The sequence below is a fragment of the Nostoc sp. DedSLP04 genome, assembly GCF_034530775.1.
Lineage (GTDB): Bacteria > Cyanobacteriota > Cyanobacteriia > Cyanobacteriales > Nostocaceae > Nostoc.
Genome location: NZ_JAVRCL010000009.1, coordinates 72,592 through 92,697, shown reverse-complemented (window position 1 = coordinate 92,697; position 20,106 = coordinate 72,592). Strand labels below are relative to the sequence as shown.

The window sequence follows — 20,106 nt, the reverse complement described above, 5'->3', positions numbered from 1 at the left end:
TAAAAACCTAACATTCATTCTAGATGGCAATATCTAATAACCAGTGTAAAACTTTCAATTAAAGTAAGGAGATTGGAGTTTCTATGCAAATTCAAGCTAGTGAGTCAATTTTAAAAATTAAAAATCCTAGTACAAAGCAATTTTCCGAGACATGTAAACAATTTCAGCCTTTTATAATTGAAGATGTTGCTCAACATTGGGGTGCTTGTCAGAATTGGTCTAATGATTATCTGATAAAACACTGTGGAGATAATATGGTTCCAGTAAGATTTTATCAAAAAGATTTTTGGTACGATCATAAAAACTTTGCTAATGAAGATGGCTATGAGCCTCAAAAAGAAATTAAACTCAAGGATTATATAAATAACCATCTAGAAGATCGTAATTTAGAATGTTATTTATCTGAGGCATATTTTGAAGAGCGTTTTCCGGAAATTGTTGGAGATGTAACTTATCCAGAATACTTGAACAGAAAGGCATTTGTTATACTATGGTATGGTTTTTCAAGTACAAAATTTTCTTCAACTACTAACCTTCACTTCGATCCACTACATAATATTTTTGCTCAAATTCGAGGAAGAAAAAGAATACTTTTATATCCACCTTCAAATTATTTGTCATTCTATCCACCTCTTGATAGTCCTTCTGGTGTAGGATTTAATAGTAAGGTAAATCCTGACCTCTTGAATTTGGAATTATTTCCGAAGTTTCCTTGGCAAGAAAAAATAGAAGTTATCCTTCAACCAGGAGAAATACTCTACATACCTCCTTTTTGGTGGCATCATGTTACCGCAGTAGATAAGAATATATCATTATCATTTTGGTATGAGCTGAAAATTCAAGATTTTTTATTGCAAAAGAATATGATGTCAGTTTTTTTCAACATTGCACCTCATTATTTATCCCATACAATCTCTGCTGGAAAACTCAATTATTTTATGGAATTCTTTAAGAGTATGTTTGTTTAATTGATTTTCTTATAAAAAATAAGTTGTACATGGCGTTGAGTTGAAAATAAAAATGCATAGTTTTTCTCATAGCTTATTTGATGTTGTTGGCAATTTTTCTACAGTTGTCGAACTACTACGCTTAAGAAGCTCTACGCAACCAGATAGAGATGCTTTTACCTTTTTGTTAGATGGGGAGACAGAACAAATCACGCTAACATATCAAGAATTAGATAGGCGATCGCGCCAAATAGCTGCTCAATTACAAGCATTGGGTTTGACTGGGGAACGTGCTTTACTACTTTATCCCGCAGGACTAGATTTTTTAGTTGCTTTTTTTGGTTGCTTATATGCAGGAGTTGTGGCTATAACTGCATATCCCCCTCGAAATGAGCGCAATACACCAAGAATAAAAGCTATCTCTATAGATGCACAAGCAGCGATCGCTCTGACTACAACAGAAATCCTGCCGAATGTGCGATCTTTAATGACACAAAAGACTGACTTAGAATCCTTACAGTGGCTAACTACTGATAATCTTCCAGAGGGAATAGAAGATAATTGGCAAGAACCCTCTATCGATCGAAATACTTTAGCTTTTCTGCAATACACCTCTGGTTCTACAGGGACACCCAAGGGTGTAATGATTAGTCATGGGAACCTACTGCACAATGCTGACACAACTTACCAATTTATGGAGCATTCTCCAGAAAGTAAGTTCGTGACGTGGTTGCCAATGTATCACGATATGGGCTTGATTGGAGGAATATTGCAACCTTTATATGGAGGTTTTCCTTGCATCATTATGCCTCCAACTTCCTTTCTTCAACGTCCTTACCGTTGGTTACAGGCTATATCTCACTACAAAGGCACAACCAGTGGAGGCCCTAATTTTGCCTATGAGTTATGTACTCAAAAAATTACTCCTGAACAAAAAGAAACTCTTGACTTGAGTAGTTGGAGTGTGGCATTTAACGGCGCGGAACCGATTCGGTATGATACTTTAGAGCGGTTCGCAGCAGCTTTTGCCGATTGTGGTTTCCGTAAAGAAGCATTCTACCCTTGTTACGGGATGGCTGAAACAACTCTGATGGTTTCTGGGGTGCAGAAGGCGACATCACCGATAATCAAAACAGTCCAGAAGTCTGCATTAGAATCTAATCGGGTAGTTGAATTGGGGACTGGGGATTGGGGACTAGGGACTGGGGATGGGGAGCGGGGATTGGGGACTGGGGAACGGAAAGATTTGCATGAGGATTCAGACTCAGACTCGAACCAAATATTAAAGCCGAGTGAAGTGGAGGCTTTAAAAGAATTTCCTTCCCAGTACGCAGTACCCAGTACCCAGTCCCAGAGTAGTAAAGATGTCTATTATTTTGTTAGTTGTGGTCGAGTTATACCACAACTGGAAGTAGCGATCGCTAATCCAGAAACACTCAGTAGTTGTAAACCTGGTGAAATTGGGGAAATCTGGGTATCTGGGCCGAGTGTTGGTCAAGGTTATTGGAATCGTTATCAAGAGACAGCAGAAACTTTCCATGCTTATCTATCTGACACCGGTGTAGGCCCTTTTCTGCGGACGGGAGATTTAGGTTTTTTAGAAAATAGCGAGCTATTTATTACAGGTAGAGCCAAAGATTTAATTATTATTCGCGGTAGAAATCTTTACCCACAGGATATAGAATTAACCGCCCAACGCAGCCATTCATCTTTAAATTCTGGTGCTAGCGCCGCATTTACAGTCGAGGTTCACAACGAAGAACGGCTGGTAATCGTCCAAGAATTGAATTTTCGCGCCAAGCCAAATTTAGAAGAAGTTATATCTGCAATTCGCCAAGCTGTAACTGAAGAACATGAAGTCCAAGTTTATGCTGTGGTTTTGATTAAACCCGGTAGTATTCCCAAGACTTCCAGTGGTAAAATTCAACGTCGTGCAACTCGCGCCCAGTTTCAGAATGGTGAACTGAATGTACTTGTCAGCAACATTCTCAAAATTAGCAATATTCTCACAGAGGAAACTCGATTACAGCGTTCCGAACTTTTGGCGCTTTCCCCAAGGGAATGTCAAAAACTTCTAGAAACATATTTGATTGAACAGGAAGCGAGAGTACTGGCGATCGCACCAGATGATATCAATCCTCAAGAACCATTAAGTATTCTGGGACTTGATTCTTTAAAAGTGTTTGAGTTGAAAAACCGGATTGAGGTTGATTTAGAGGTAGAAGTATCCGTAGCAGATTTCTTTGAAGGGATGAATACGCGATCGCTAGCTACAAAAATCCTCGCTCAACTGACAACAGACGCAATACCCTCAATATCTCTTACTCAACAAGAGAAAAATACATCTATTAATCCTCTCTCTTTTGCCCAGCAGGGATTGTGGTTTATCAATCAGTTAAATCCCGATAGTCCTACATATAACATTCCTATAGTTATTAGCTTCAAAGGCTGTATTAATTTAGCAATCTTGCAAGACAGTCTTAACGAAATTGTTAGACGACACGAAGTTTTACGTACAAGCTTTACAGTGTCAGATGGACAACCCATTCAAGTTATCAATCAAGCTGTACCTTTAACTTTAGCGGTTGAAGATTTGCGTGTACTATCAGAAAATGAGCGTACCCAAGAAGCCCAACGTTTGGCTATAGAACTCGCACAGCAGCCATTTGACTTATCTGCTCAATCGCTTTTGCGTACTAAAATTTTACAATTAAATGATAAAAGTTATCAATTGTTGATCGCTCTGCATCATATAATTGCAGATGGTTGGTCTATCGGTATTCTGATTAAAGAACTAACTGCACTATATGAAGCATTCTCAACAGGCAAACTTTCTCTGCATTCGCGCAGCGTGTCGCAGACAGACGCTCTTGCTAGCTTGCTTCCCCAAAGGGGTACACCACTTCCTGAATTAGCTATTCAGTATAGAGATTTTGTCAATTGGCAACAAAAATGGCTTGATGGCGAACGTATTCAACCGTTATTGACTTATTGGAAACAAAAATTGCAGGGTGAGCTACCTGTACTGAATTTACCAACCGATCGGGCGCGATCGCCAGTTCAAACATTCAAAGGCGCTCAAGCGAAATTAGTTCTTTCCCAAACTCTGACAAAAGAGCTAAAGAATTTGAGCCGTCATGCAGGAGTAACTCTGTTTATGACCTTGCTTACAGCCTTCAAAACCTTGCTGTATCGCTATACAGGTCAGACTGATATTTTAGTAGGTTCGCCAATCGCCAATCGCAACAGAGCAGAAGTTGAATTATTAATAGGACTTTTTGTCAATGTTTTAGTTCTGCGTACAGACCTTTCTGGCGACCTAAGTTTTCAGGAGTTATTAGCACGAGTGAAGTCTACAGCTTTAGAGGCTTATGTTCATCAAGACTTACCTTTTGAAAAGTTAGTAAAGGAGCTACAGCCAAATAGAGACTTAAGTTACAATCCACTATTTCAAGTCATGTTCGTTCTCCAAAATGTTCCAAAACCCAATATAAGCCTATCGGATGTATCAGTGACTTATGAGGAAGGTTACAACGGGACATCTAAGTTTGATTTGACATTGTTTATGGAGGATTCCGAGCAAGGGTTAATTGCGACTTGCGAGTACAATACAGATTTGTTTAATGTAGATACCGTTACTCGGATGCTGGGACACTTGCAGACTTTGCTAGAAAGCATAGTTAGCGATCCCCAACAACGCATTTCAGACTTGCAATTACTAACACCATCTGAAGTACAGCAATTATTAGTTGAGTGGAATGATACCAAGACAGATTACCCACAAGACAAGTGCATTCATCAACTATTTGAAGCACAGGTAGAGAAAACACCAGATGCTGTTGCAGTCGTCTTTGAAAATCAACAATTAACCTATCGGGAACTCAACGCCAAAGCGAATCAACTAGGGCATTATTTGCGATCGCTGGGAGTAAAACCAGAGGTATTGGTGGGAATTTGTCTAGAGCGATCGCCCTTAATGGTAGTTGCAGTGTTAGGTATTTTAAAAGCTGGTGGAGCCTACTTACCCTTAGATCCTGCACATCCTAAAGAGCGTTTAGCCTTTATCTTAGAAGACACCCAGAGTCCAGTACTGCTAACTCAGCAGGGGTTGATAGAGAAATTGCCAACTGATAACACTAAGGTAATTTGTCTAGACTTGAACTGGAAAGAAATTGCTCAAGAATCTTCAAAAAACCCTATTTGCAAGACAGATTTCGCCAACCTAGCGTATGTTATCTACACCTCTGGCTCCACTGGTAAACCAAAAGGAACATTAATTCCTCATCAGGGATTACTCAACTACTTAAGTTGGTGTACTCAAGCATATACAGTTGAGCAAGGTAAAGGAACTACCGTTCACTCTTCTCTGGCTTTTGATTTAACTATCACAAGCCTGTTCTCACCATTGCTAGTTGGGCGTCAGGTGGAACTTATTTCTGAAGACCAAAGCATAGAGTCTTTAGGGAATGCACTTCGCCAAGAATCAAACTTGAGTCTGGTTAAAATCACACCAGCCGAACTATTATTACTTTCTGGGCAATTATCGTCAAAAGAAGTAGCAGGTATAACTAGAGCTTTCATCATCGGGGGAGAAAACCTCTTGACAGAAAGCATCAGCTTCTGGAAGACATTTGCACCTGATACGATGTTGGTAAATGAATATGGGCCAACAGAAACTGTGGTAGGCTGTTGTATTTATCGAGTACCCAACGGTGAAATTGAGTCAAGCTCAGTTCCTATTGGTCAGCCAATAGCTAACACTCAGCTATACATATTAGACCAATATTACCAGCCAGTGCCGATTGGAGTTCCGGGTGAACTATATATTGGCGGTGCTGGTTTAGCGCGAGGTTATCTAAATCGACCGGAACTTACAGCTCTTAAATTTGTTCCAAATTCCTTTAGTCACGAGCCAGGAGCGCGATTGTACAAGACTGGGGACTTGGCTCGTTATCGTTGGGATGGAAATCTAGAGTTTTTGGGTCGGATTGACCATCAAGTAAAGGTGCGTGGTTATCGTATTGAACTTGGAGAAATTGAGGGTTTATTAGGACAACATCCAAAAGTTCAAGAAGCAGTAGTGTTAATGCGGGAGGACTTACCAAAGAATCAGAGTTTGGTGGCTTATTTTGTTGCCAATACTGATATAGCGCCTACCACCACCAATCTCCGAAACTTTCTTAAAGAAAAACTACCGGAATATATGCTGCCGTCAGTATTCGTACAGCTAAAGGCGCTGCCATTAACGACGAATGGCAAGGTAGATCGTCGAGCATTACCAATGCCAGATGGCGATCGCCCGGAGTTAGAAGAAGTTTATGTGGCTCCTCGTTCTGAGATGGAACGAGCGATCGCTACTGTTTGGCAAGACGTGCTACATCTAGAGAAAGTGGGTGTCAATGACAACTTTTTTGACCTTGGCGGTCATTCACTATTGATGGTTCAGGTTAATAGCAAACTACAAGAAGTTATTAACTGTAATATATCCATTATCGAAATGTTTCAGAATCCAACTATCAACTCCTTAACACAATACTTTAATCAAAAACCAGAAAAACAAACTTTATTTCAACCAGTCCGCGACCGAGTAAATAAGCAAATGGAAGCGATTGAAAGGCGAAAAGAATTATTGATGACTCAAAAAAGAAAAAAGTTTAAATTATAACTAAAATGATAAATTTAGCAACATTTGGAACTACCGATGCTAAAATAATTTTTAGCGATCAAGGCGAAAACATCCTTAGCCTACCAACTCAAGAAATATTAGACCTGTTCAATTTATTTGGTCTTCTGCTTTTTCGAGGTTTTGGGGTTAATTATGAGCAAATGGTAGAGTTTTCGGGAAAATTTAGTTCTAAATATGTCCGAGATCCCCAAAGACAAATTGTTGATTCACCAGACAAATTTATCCAATTAGTAGACAATGGAACTGACTATGTTCCTCCTCATTGTGAGAATGCAGTTAGTCCATTTCGTCCTGACGTTGTTTGGTTTTGTTGTGCTGTACCAGCAGCAAAAAATGGTGAAACTCTGTTCTGGGATGGTGTACAGGTTTGGGAAGAGTTAAGTGAACAGTCAAAACAACTATTTCTTGACAAAAAGATCAAGTTTATGTTTGATTTTGATGTCGATAGCTGGAAGTTATTTTTTGGTTCAGATACCACTATTGATGATACGAAGCGATCATTATCTGAGTTTGAAGGAATAAATTACTTTATCAGAGATGACCAGTCTATACATATGGAATATATTTGCTCATCTGTAGTAAAAACAAGAACTTCTGGGAAAGAAGCATTTGCTAATAGCATCATACCGTGGTATCAAAAACAAGGAACTTTGGATAAGATAAAGTCCTCTTTGCTAGATACATATAATAGCTCGGCTTTCGGAAAGTTTTTTGGCTCTCTACCACAATTTTTGGTTACTTATTTACAAGCACAACCCCAAACAGTAACATTTGAAGATGGTTCACCGATTACTAATGTAGTTATCGATGAAATCAACACAATAATGAATAGATTGACTGGAGTAATACCGTGGCAAACTGGCGACATAGTAATGATTGATAATTCCAGATTTTTACATGGACGCAGAGCATTTAAAGATACTCGACGGCAAATTTTTTCTCATCTTAGTTATCTTAAATAATAATTTAAATATGACATAAATCAAACAATTATTAATGAAAAAAGGGCAAAAAACTAATGAGTATCTCAGATACTAATGATTCGATGGAAGCCATAGCCATCATTGGGATGGCAGGGCGTTTTCCCGATGCTAGAAATATTGAGGAATTTTGGCAAAATTTAAAGTCTGGTGTAGAGTCAATTTCTATCTTCACAAATGAAGAGGTAGTCTCTGATGGGATTGCTCCTAATATATTAAACGATCGCAATTATGTAAAAGCCAGTGCCATATTAAAAGATATCGATTTATTTGACGCGTCATTTTTTAGTTTTAATCCCAAAGAAGCAGAAATTACTGACCCCCAACACCGGATTTTTCTAGAGTGTGCTTTAGAAGCATTGGAAAATGCTGGCTATGATTCAAATAGATGTGACAGTCGCATTGGAGTTTACGCTGGTGCTAGCCTCAATAACTATTATTCATTAGATTTAAACCGCGATCGCCTGGGTTCAGCCCAATGCTATCAAACAGTAATTGGTAACGATAAAGATTTCCTTACAACTCGTGTTTCTTATAAATTAAATCTTACCGGCCCAAGTATTACAGTTCAAACAGCTTGCTCCACCTCACTAGTTGCAACCACACTTGCTTGTCAAAGTTTGTTGAATTATCAATGCGACATGGCTTTAGCCGGTGGGGTTTCTATCCACGTACCGCAAAAAACGGGTTATCTGTACGAACCCGGAGGCACATTATCGCCTGATGGTCACTGTCGTGCTTTTGATGCGAAAGCGCAGGGAACAACTATCGGTAATGGTGTAGGAATTATTGTCCTGAAGCGATTGAGTGATGCTCTAGCAGATGGCGATCGCATCCATGCTGTAATTAAAGGTTCAGCTATTAATAATGATGGTTCTGGTAAAGTTGGCTACACAGCGCCTAGCGTCAATGGTCAAGCAGAGGTGATTGCTGAAGCGATGATGCTGGCGGGAGTTGAGCCTGAGACAATCAACTATATTGAAGCTCATGGTACTGGTACAGCTTTAGGCGATCCGATTGAAATTGCCGCACTCTCGCAAGTCTTTCGTAGCAATACCAACAAAAAAGGCTTCTGTGCGATCGCTTCAGTGAAGACAAACATCGGTCATTTAGACGCGGCGGCTGGAATAGCCGGACTGATTAAAACAGTTTTAGCCCTTAAACATCAGCAGATACCACCCAGCTTAAATTTTGAGCAGCCAAATCCCCAGATTGATTTTGCCAATAGTCCCTTTTATGTGAATACAACCCTCACAGAATGGAAAGCGGGAAGTACCCCTCGGCGTGCTGGTGTGAGTTCTTTGGGTATTGGTGGGACTAATGCTCATGTCATTTTAGAAGAAGCGCCAGTGCTGGAACCGTCTAGCCCTTCTCGCCCCTGGCAGTTGTTAGTACTTTCTGCCAAAACTGACTCAGCTTTAGAAACTGCAACAGAAAATCTGGCTAATCACCTCCAGCAACATCCCGATATGAACTTAGCGGATGTTGCCCATACCCTGCAAGTAGGACGTGGTGAATTTAATCATCGTCGCGTGCTGGTGTGCCAAGATATCGAGGATGCAGCCAGCGCCTTACAAGATCCGCAAAGAGTTTTGACTCGCTTAGTTGAAAATAGCGATCGCCCCATCGCTTTCATGTTCCCCGGACAGGGCGCTCAATATGTAGACATGGGTAAAGAACTTTACCAGACTGAGCCAGTTTTTCAAGAACAAGTCGATTTTTGCTGTCAATTGCTGCAACCACATTTGAGGTTGGATTTGCGTTCAGTTATTTATCCCAAGGAGTCAGAATCAAAAGCCGCAGCCGAAAAACTGCAACAAACTGACATCACTCAACCAGCATTGTTTGTCATAGAATACGCTTTGGCTCAATTGTGGATATCGTGGGGGATTTCTGCCCAAGCGATGATTGGTCATAGCATTGGGGAATATGTCGCTGCCTGTTTAGCTGGTGTAATGTCTGTTGAAGATGCCTTAAGACTGGTAGCTGCTCGTGGGCGATTGATGCAACAACTTCCATCTGGTGCAATGCTCTCTGTACCCCTAAAAGAAGCGGAAGTTAGAGGTTTACTGAATGAAAATTTATCCTTAGCTGCTAGTAATGCACCAGCTTTGTGTGTGGTATCGGGAACTGATGATGCTATAAATGCATTGCAAAACCAGCTTCAAGGGATAGAATGTCGGCGTTTGCATACCTCCCACGCTTTTCATTCTCCGATGATGGAAACCATCTTGGAGCCATTCGAGAAGGAAGTCAGTAAAGTCAAACTAAATCCCCCGAAAATTCCTTTTATTTCCAATGTTACGGGCACTTGGATTACGGCAGAGCAAGCCACAGATCCAAATTATTGGGCGAAACATTTACGCTCCTGTGTTCGCTTCTCGGAAGGAATTTCTACATTACTGCAAGAGCCAAATCGCATCCTGCTGGAGGTTGGGCCTGGGCATACTTTATCTACCTTTGCCAAAAAGCATTCAGAACCGATCGCATTATCTTCATTACGACATCCTCAAGAAAAACACTCAGATGTAGCGTTCTTAATGAACACATTAGGCAAGCTTTGGCTATCTGGAGTAAATGTGGATTGGTCAGGATTTTATGCTCATGAGCGCCGTCATCGTCTTCCCTTACCAACATACCCCTTCGAGCGCCAGCGTTACTGGATTCATGACCAAAAACCAGCAGTTGTAAAGACAAGTTTACAGACGGCGATCGCCTCTGTAACGGGTAAAAAGTCAGATATTGCTGACTGGTTTTACGTCCCATCATGGAAACGCTCTTCACTACCCGAAAAACCCAAGAGTGAAAAATCGGTTTTGGCTTGCACTCTGGTGTTTACCGATGAGTGCGGATTGGGTGAAGAATTAGTGAACCGATTGAAACTGCAAGGTCGAGATGCGATCGCACTCAGCACAGGATCGGAGTTGAGAAAATTAAGCGATCGCCACTACACCTTAAATCCCCAACAACGAGATGACTATGATGCTTTGCTCAAGGAACTTTTAGCAGAAAACAAATTCCCAAACACAATTGTGCATTTATGGAATGTCACTCCTGTTAACAATACAGAATCAGCAGTTAACACAGAAGATTTAGGATTTTATAGTCTGCTATTTCTCGCTCAGGCACTTGGGAAACATCATTTTAGCGAGCAACTGCAAATAGCCGTCATCTCCAACAACATGCAGGAAGTGACTGGAGATGAAATTCTTTATCCTGAAAAGGCAACTATTCTTGGCCCTGTGAAGGTCATACCAAAAGAGTATTTAAATATCAGTTGCCGCAGCATTGATATTACTACTCCCTCAAATCAATCTTGGCATCAAGAGAAACTGATAGACCAGTTGCTGAGTGAATTACAAACACAATCTTCTGACTCAGTTATCGCCTACCGAGGAAATCATCGTTGGGTACAACAATTTGAACCTGTTTCCTTGGAGCCAGCCTCTACAAAAATACCAAAATTACAAGAAAAAGGGGTTTATTTAATTACTGGGGGATTGGGAGGCATTGGACTGGTGCTGGCGGAGCATCTGGCGAAGACTGTAAAGGCAAAATTGCTGCTCACAGGACGTTCATCATTTCCGGCAAAAGACGAATGGTCAGAGTGGCTGAAGGCTCATGGTGAGCAAGATAGTATTAGCTGCAAGATTCAAAAACTCCAAAAACTCGAACAGTTGGGTGCAGAAATTTTGGTAGTGAGTGCTGATGTGACTAACATTGAGCAGATGCAAAATGCGATCGCAAAGGCGCAGGAGCATTTTGGTAAGTTCAATGGTGTAATTCACGCCGCTGGGATTCCGGGAGGTGGAATCATTCAGCTAAAAACGGCAGAAATGACAGCAAAGGTTCTCGCTCCTAAAGTGAAGGGAACGCTAGTTATTAATAGTATTTTTCAGGATACTCCGCTAGATTTCTTTGTTTTGTGTTCTTCAATGACGGCCATTCAAGGAGAATTAGGACAGGTAGATTATGCTAGTGCTAATGCTTTTCTGGATGCTTTTGCTCACTATAAGAGTAATCGAGATAGCATATTTACTACATCTATTAACTGGTCTGCTTGGCAGGAAGTTGGGATGGCAGCCACAGCCGCAAATATATCAACCCCATCCCAGATCGTCAAACCTCAATTTCAAGCAGTGAACCATCCATTATTTGAGCAATGCATAGTGGAGAGTTCAGAGCAAGAAATATATATCTCGAAATTTAGCGTCATCAAACACTGGGTTTTGAATGAACACATAGTCATGGGAAAAGCCACACTTCCAGGAACAGCTTACCTGGAAATGGCTAGAGCTGCTTTTGAAAAGCATAGGGAAAATCGCCCAATAGAAATCAGTGAAGTATATTTTCTCACGCCCTTAGTAGTAGAAGGTGATGAAGAAAAAGAAGTTCGGACACTGTTGAAAAAACAGGGAGATAAATTTGAATTCTCGATCATCAGCCAATCAAGCTCTGAGGGAGATAAATGGTTAGAACATGCTAGGGGAGAAATAGCCTTTATCGAAACAGAATTTACTAATCCATATGACATTGAAGCAATTATCGCCAGATGTAACGAGCAGGAAATTACCAATGCAGAAAGGGAAATTAAACTTCAAGGAGGATATATAGAATTTGGCTCTAGATGGAACAACTTCAAACAGGCAAAATTCGGTAGAAATGAAGGTTTAGCTATCCTAGAAATACCTAGCCAATTTGCCAACGATATTAATTTATATAAATTACATCCGGCTTTACTAGATAATGCCGTTGGTTTTCTGAGCATCAAAGAAAAAAGCGCTTATTTACCATTTTCTTATAAAAAATTGACGTTTAGAGAATCTTTACCTGAGAAAGTATACAGTCACATTAGATCCACTAAAAATGAAAAATCTCGGAATGATACTCTGAAATTTGATATCACTATTATGGATGACCAAGGGAGAGAATTAATTGAGATAGAAGAGTATACTTTGAGAAAAGTAGATGTCATCCCCAAAAAATCTCCTATTTCCGAAAGCCAAAACTTTTGTTTACAAATTTCTTCTCCTGGCACTTTAGATACTTTGACATTTCAATCAGGATCGCGACAGCAACCAGGACGAGGAGAGATAGAAATTGAGGTGGCTGCAACTGGTCTTAACTTTAAAGAAGTACTTCTGGCTCTAGGAATGCTTCCTATGCCAACTGATGCCGATCTCAAGTTCGGTTTGGAGTGTGCTGGAAAAATAGTTGCATTAGGAGAAGGCGTTGAGGGGTTTGAAATTGGAGATGAAGTGATTGCCTTTGGCGATGGTTGCTTTAGCCGATTCCTCACAACTTCTGCTTTGTCAGTTGCACTTAAACCCAAACATTTGAGTTTAGAAGCAGCGGCAACAATTCCCGTAGCCTTTACTACAGCTTACTATTCCCTGATGCAATTGGGTCGGTTGAGTAAAGGCGATCGCGTTCTCATTCATGCTGCGGCTGGTGGAGTCGGCATGGCGGCAGTTCAAATTGCTCAGTGGATAGGAGCAGAAATCTTCGCCACGGCAGGTAATCCAGAGAAACGAGCGTTTCTGCATTCAATTGGGATTGAGTATGTCTTTGATTCTAGGTCTGTCGCTTTTGCTGACGAAGTGATGCAACGCACGCATGGCAAGGGTGTAGATGTAGTTTTGAATTCCCTTGCCGGAGAATTCTTGACCAAAAGTCTAGACGTATTAGCACCTTACGGACGCTTTCTAGAAATTGGTAAGCGGGATATTCTCAATAACAGCCAACTAGGTCTAAAAGTCTTTGCAAAATGCTTATCGTTCTTTGCTATTAACGTAGACCGACAACTTCCCAACTTTAGCGACCTGTGGCGCGAAGTAGTACAACATTTCCACCAGAGAAATTTTCAACCCTTGCCTTATCAGGTCTTTGCTATTGATTCCGTGGCTCGTGCTTTTGAAGAGATGGCAAGAGCAAAGCATATTGGTAAGATTGTTGTATCTTTGGAAAATCAAGACTCCCTATCTATTGGGGAAAACAAAGACACTAAAGTATCCGTAGCTTTCAGTCCTAGAGAGCCGAAAAAATCTGTCACACCTGCCCAAACCTATCAAAAACAACTGCTTGAGCAAGGGTTATCACCTGCTGAGGGGATAGAAGCTCTCAACCGGATTCTGGAAAATACGCTTTCCCAAGTTTTGGTCTCAACCCATGATTTCCGACTTCAAATCAAGCCGGATCTCGTGAATTACTCACCCAATCCAGAAGCTACAAACAAAGATAACCTCTCAAAACCAACGTATTCAAGACCAGAACTGAGTACTACTTATATTGCTCCCAGAAACGAAATCGAGCAAAAAATCTCTCTGATCTGGCAAGAACTCCTGGGTAGCGAACAAGTAGGTATCCACGATAACTTCTTTGAGCTAGGTGGCGATTCACTTCTCATGGTACAGGTACGCAGTAAATTGCAGGCTGCTTTAAACTGTGATATCTCCACAGCTGACTTATTTGAATATCCCACCATCAATGTCTTGGCAGGATATCTCAGCCAGACACAAAATCAACAGCCAGCCTTCGAGCAAGCCCAAGAGCGTGCCAAAAGGCAAGAAGCAGCAATTGAAGAAGAAATGGAGCTGATGAAACTCAGGAGGAGAGTGTATGAGTAATCGATTGAAAGGAATAGCCGTAATTGGCATGGCAGGTCGGTTTCCCAAAGCCAAAAATGTGGCTCAGTTTTGGCAGAATTTGTGCAACGGTGTAGAGTCTATTTCATCCTTCAGCGATGAAGAATTAATCGCACAAGGCGTAGATCCAACTTGTTTGCAAGACCCTAACTATGTAAAAGCTGGGTTTGTGCTAGAAGACATCGAGATGTTTGACGCTTCATTCTTTGGCTACTCTCCTAGAGAAGCTGAGATTCTCGACCCACAACAGCGAATTTTTTTAGAGTGTGCGTGGGAAGCTTTAGAAAATGCTGGTTACGATCCAAAAACAGACAATAACCTGATTGGTGTATATGCTGGGGGCAATCTAAGTACTTACCTGCTGAATAATCTCGCCTCACACCCTGGCTTGCTCAAATCGCTGAATATGCAAATTGCCCTTGGCAATGATAAGGATTCTATATCTACACGAACTTCTTACAAGTTAAATTTAAAAGGGCCGAGTATTAGTGTTGGTACAGCTTGTTCCACCTCCTTAGTAGCTGTTCATCTAGCGTGCCGAGGGTTGCAAAGTTACCAGTGCGATATGGCACTGGCTGGTGGTATCGCGATCCAAACTCCCCAAGTAGAAGGTTATTTCTATCAAACTGGCGGGATGGCTTCTGCTGATGCTCACACTCGCGCCTTTGATGCTAAAGCTACTGGTGGCCCTTTTGGCAGAGGCGTGGGTATTGCGATCTTAAAGAGATTAGAGGATGCCGTAGCGGATGGCGACTATATTTATGGGGTAATTAAAGGTTCAGCTATTAATAATGATGGTGCAGTGAAAGTAAGCTACACAGCACCGAGTGTTGCAGGTCAAGCAGAGGTTATTGCCCAAGCCCAAGCGATCGCAGGATTTGATCCTGATACCATTACCTACATTGAAACTCATGGCACTGGTACAGCCTTGGGCGATCCGATTGAAATTCGAGCGCTAGAAAAAGTATTTCGTGCCCAGACCAGTAAGAAAGGTTTTTGTGCGATCGGTTCTGTCAAACCTAATGTCAGCCATTTGAATACAGCTGCTGGGGTGACGGGTTTAATTAAAACTGTTTTAGCTTTAAAGCATCAACAAATACCACCCAGCTTGTACTTTGAAGAACCCAATCCCGAAATAGACTTTGCCAACAGTCCTTTTTACGTTAATACCCAACTATCTGCATGGCAAACAAACGGAACACCACGCCGCGCTGGGGTCAGTTCTTTTGGTCTTGGGGGGACTAATGCTCATGTTGTTTTAGAAGAAGCGCCTGGAGGGGAGCAGAGGGGCAGGGGAGCAGGGGAGCAGGGGAGAAAGTATCAATTGCTGGTAGTTTCTGCCAAAACTGACTCTGCTTTAGAGACGGCGACTACAAATTTGGTTAATCACCTGCAACAGCACCCAGAACTTAACCTTGCAGATGTCGCTTATACATTGCAAGTCGGGCGACATGGTTTGAGTCATCGGCGGACAGTTGTTTGTCAAGATACTGAAGATGCGATCGCAGCTTTCCAAAATCCCAAACGAGTCCTAACTAGCACTCAAGATATGAATGAGCGCCCAGTAGTCTTTATGTTTACTGGTTTGGGAACTCATTATGTCAACATGGGTTCTGAATTATACCAAGCTGAACCAACTTTTAAAGAACACCTCGATCGCTGTTGCTCGTTGTTTGAACCCCTTTTAGGTCTTAATCTCAAAGAAGTTATTTATCCTACTTCCCATTCAACAACCGAAACAACCCAAGAAAAATCAGGTATAGATTTACGCCAAATGCTTGGTCGCGATCGCCAATCACCAGATCCCGCTGCCCAAAAACTAAATCAAACCTATCTCACTCAGCCAGCACTGTTTGCCATTGAGTATGCTTTAGCTCAATTATGGATATCCTGGGGCATTCGTCCAGTAGCAATGATTGGTTACAGCATCGGTGAATATACCGCAGCAACAATAGCCGGAGTGTTGTCTCTAGAAGATGCAATTACTCTTGTTGCCAAAAGAGCGCAAATGATTCAAGAGTTGCCAGGGGGAGCAATGCTAGCAGTTCCCTTAACAGAAGAAGAAGTACAACCTTTCTTGAATAGAAACCTTTCCTTATCAGCAATCAATGGCTCATTTCAGTGTGTGCTTGCGGGAACTACACAGGCTGTAGAGGAATTGGCACGCGAGTTGAGCGCTAAGGGGTTAGCCTGTCGGCAATTGCAGACTTCCCATGCCTTTCATTCTTACATGATGGAGGCGATCGCTGACTCTTTCACCGAACTAGTGCAAACTATCAGCCTCAAACCACCGCAAATTCCTTATATATCTAACGTTACCGGAACTTGGATTACAGCAGAGCAAGCCACAAATCCCAGCTACTGGACACAGCATCTATGCCAACCCGTGCGCTTTGCTGATGGAGTAAATCAGTTATGGACAAAACACAGTCCAATTTTATTAGAGGTGGGGCCAGGACAAGCATTAAGCAGTTTAGCAATGCAATGCTTAGATAATGTTCCTGGCGATCGCAAAGTAATATTATCCTCGCTGCGCTATGCTTATGAGCGACAATCTGACGTTGTGTTTATCCTCAACACATTAGGACAACTGTGGCTTGAGGGAATCAAGATAGATTGGTCGGGATTTCATACCCATGAGCGCCGACATCGCCTTCCCTTACCAACATATCCCTTTGAGCGACAAAGATATTGGATTGAACCACAAAAATTGTTACCTGTACAAATAAATTTCCAGCCCAAGTTAACAGCATCAGAGCTTTGGAAATCTTTAGTAGAAGCTGGTCAACTCCAAGCTAATACAGGAGCTTTGGAATTTGACGAGCAAATTGCTCAAGAAAAAAGAGAGTGTTTAGATCGTTTATGTATTGCTTATATTAATCTTACAACAGCACATTTAGGAGCTTTTAGCAATCCCACTAAAAAGTATTTTTTAGAAGAGTTATTTGACCAATGTCAGATTATTCCTTCCTATAAAGAATTGTTCAGTCGATGGCTAGAAATATTGGTAGAGCAAGGTCAGTTACATGAAGAACAAGGACTGTTTACTAACTTTTTACCAATATCAATAGACTTTGTTAATAAGCTTTTGGTAGAAGTCAGAACCAAATGGACAGACACACCGCAACAAATAGATTTGCTGCTACTGTATGGCGAAAATATGGTAGCTCTGCTGACTGGTAAAAAAGAACCATTAGAGTTCCATGTTTCCACCTTATTAAAGTCAGGAGAATTTTCAGTCCAACAATTGCCTGAAAATAAGTACTACAACTCAATCATGCGGGTATGCTTAGAACAAGTGTCAAAAGCACTACCTCCTCAAGTGAATCTCAGAATTTTAGAACTTGGCGCTGGAACTGGTACTGGCACGGCAGAGTTATTACCTATATTGCCATCAGACAAAACTAATTATACCTTCACCGATGTGGGAGGTTTCTTCCTGAATGCAGCTAAGAAGAAATTTAGCGATTATCCATTTATTGAATACCAATTGCTAGACCTTGAGCGATCGCTACAAGAACAAGGATACTCAAGCCACAGCTTTGATGTAATTGTAGCTTTCCAAGTGTTGCACGTTGCTCGAAATATTGGAGAAACTCTGGAGCGCATTCGCTCTTTACTCGCTCCTGGAGGTTTACTTCTTTTTTGGGAAACAACTCAACCACGCTTGGAATTTGAGTTCATTGACGCGCTGCTGATGAATCCGATAGAGGATTTAGAAAGCGATCGTAACATGTGCAATCCCTTTTTATCCAAAGAGCAGTGGCAACAAGAACTCAAATCTCATGGTTTTGTGCAGGTGACAGCCTTTTCAGAATTCGCACCTTTTACAGACCACATAATTGTCGCTCAGGCTACTACACAAACAACGCCCAAAGCACCAGCAGCTTTTACAGCATTACTTGAAGCCGACAAAACGCATGAAGTTTCATTTGGCAAAAAGTCTAACATTGCTGACTGGTTCTACATCCCTTCATGGAAACGTTCGCTACCACCACAATCAAACGGTCAGGTGAAACAAGCAGAACGCTGGTTAATATTTGTTGATGAGTATGGATTAGGCGCTCAAATCGTGAAGCGACTCCAACTTGAAGGTCATGATGTAATTACCGTCAGAATTGGAAAACAATTTGAGACTACGAGTGAATCTTCAAGAGAGCATCTGGGTAAATGTGCATATACAATAGCGCCTCAACAACAAGATGATTACAATACGCTACTCAAAGAACTTCGCGCTCAAGACTTAATACCACAAAGAATTATTCATCTGTGGAGTGTAACCCAGTCAGAATTTGCAAATTCTAACACAACAGAAGGATTCCAAAGTTTGTTATTGTTGGCACAGGCGCTAGAAAAACAGAACTATATTAATGAGTTACAGCTTGTAGTTATCTCCAACAATATGCAAGCTGTAACTGGAGTTGAAAATGTCTGTCCAGAAAAAGCAACTGTACTTGGACTTGTTAAGGTCATCCCACAGGAATATTTAAATATTAAATGTCGTAGCATTGATATTACTATTCCCTTACCAGAAAATTGGCAAGAAGAGAAATTTGTCAATCAACTAGTGACGGAACTCAAAGTCAATTCCTCTGATTCAGTTATTGCTTACCGTGGCTTGGAACGTTGGGTGCAAACCTTTGAGTCTGTCCAATTAGATGCAAACGTCTCGGATACACCCAGGTTTAGAGAAAAAGGAGTCTACTTAATTACTGGTGGACTGAAAGATATAGGACTTGTAATAGCTGAACATTTAGCAAAGACAGTACAGGCAAAACTGCTGCTTTTAGAAGCTGAGGATTTTCCCAACCGACAGGATTGGTCAGAGTGGCTGACAGCTCACGATGAGCAAGATAACATCAGCTGCAAGATACGGAAAGTACAAGAACTGGAGAATCTGGGCGCAGAAGTCTTAATCGAAAGCGCTGATGTGGTAAATTTAGTACAAAATAAGTTTAGTCAAATAAATGGGGTATTCCACACAACTAAAATACCCACAGATAAGTTATTTAGCCCCATCGTAGAGATAGACCCAAGAGAATGTCAACAGCAACTTCAGCAAGAAATACAAAGACTCTTAGTATTAGAAGAAGTTTTGCAGTTCCAAAAGCTTGATTTTTGTCTATTAATGTCTTCCTTAACCTCAGTTGTAGGAGGATTAGGCTCTGTTACCTACTCAGCAGCCAGTCTATTCATGGATACTTTTGCTTACCAGCATAATCAGATAAATCCTGTTCCTTGGATGAGCATTAACTGGGATACATGGCGATTTGCAATAGGCAATTCACAAATACCTGCTAATACAACTTTGGCTGAATTCGCCATCGAACCTTTAGAAGGTATCAATGCCCTTGAACGGATTCTTGTATGGAGTCAATATCATCAAATAGTTGTCTCAACTGGTAATTTACAATCTAGAATTAACCAATGGATTAAATTAAAGCCTTTACAACAAAAAAATACTGCCCAAACAGTTAATTTATCTTCTGGTCACTCTAGACCGAACCTAAAAAATGCATACATTGCTCCTAGTAATGATGTAGAGCAAAAACTAGTTGAAGTTTTTCAAGAGTTACTGGGTATAGAGCCAGTAGGTATTCATGACAGCTTTTTTGCTTTAGGGGGAGACTCTCTGACGGGAACTGTACTTATTTCTCAGCTTCGCAAAACTTTTCAAATAGAACTACCTGTTCGTTCTCTTTTTGAAGCTCCCACTATTGATGAATTAGCTTTGGTGATTGAAGAAATTCTCATAGAAGAGTTAGAACAATTATCTAGAAACGAAACAAGTGTAACTGGAGAAATTAACAAAACTCTTAATGTGCAATTGTCAAACTAGATCGAAAAAG

At 41.0% G+C, this 20,106-nt stretch carries 5 protein-coding genes; all 5 read left to right on the top strand.

The window, feature by feature from the left end; all coding sequences use genetic code 11:
* Positions 1-83: 83 nt before the first annotated feature.
* The 5 genes from RMX89_RS07815 to RMX89_RS07790 are packed head-to-tail and all read left to right on the top strand — an operon-like array spanning position 84 to position 20,096.
* Positions 84-968, top strand: a complete 885-nt coding sequence (locus RMX89_RS07815) for a cupin-like domain-containing protein (protein WP_322688527.1) — start codon at positions 84-86, stop codon at positions 966-968.
* A gap of 52 nt (positions 969-1,020) precedes the next feature.
* Positions 1,021-6,612 carry a non-ribosomal peptide synthetase gene (locus RMX89_RS07810; RefSeq protein ID WP_322688526.1) on the top strand — a complete coding sequence of 1,864 codons (5,592 nt, stop codon included), beginning with the start codon at positions 1,021-1,023 and terminating at the stop codon, positions 6,610-6,612.
* A gap of 5 nt (positions 6,613-6,617) precedes the next feature.
* The gene (locus tag RMX89_RS07805; RefSeq protein ID WP_322688525.1) at positions 6,618-7,595 is read left to right on the top strand and encodes a TauD/TfdA family dioxygenase; all 978 of its coding nucleotides are present in this window, start codon (positions 6,618-6,620) and stop codon (positions 7,593-7,595) included.
* A 56-nt stretch (positions 7,596-7,651) separates the two neighbouring features.
* Positions 7,652-14,239, top strand: coding sequence for an SDR family NAD(P)-dependent oxidoreductase (locus RMX89_RS34470; RefSeq protein ID WP_416211972.1), 6,588 nt, complete (start codon positions 7,652-7,654; stop codon positions 14,237-14,239).
* Positions 14,232-20,096: a polyketide synthase gene (locus RMX89_RS07790; RefSeq protein WP_322688524.1), complete on the top strand. Its 5,865-nt coding sequence runs from the start codon at positions 14,232-14,234 to the stop codon at positions 20,094-20,096. The genes RMX89_RS34470 and RMX89_RS07790 overlap by 8 nt, the downstream gene beginning before the upstream one ends.
* The last annotated feature ends 10 nt before the right edge of the window (positions 20,097-20,106 follow it).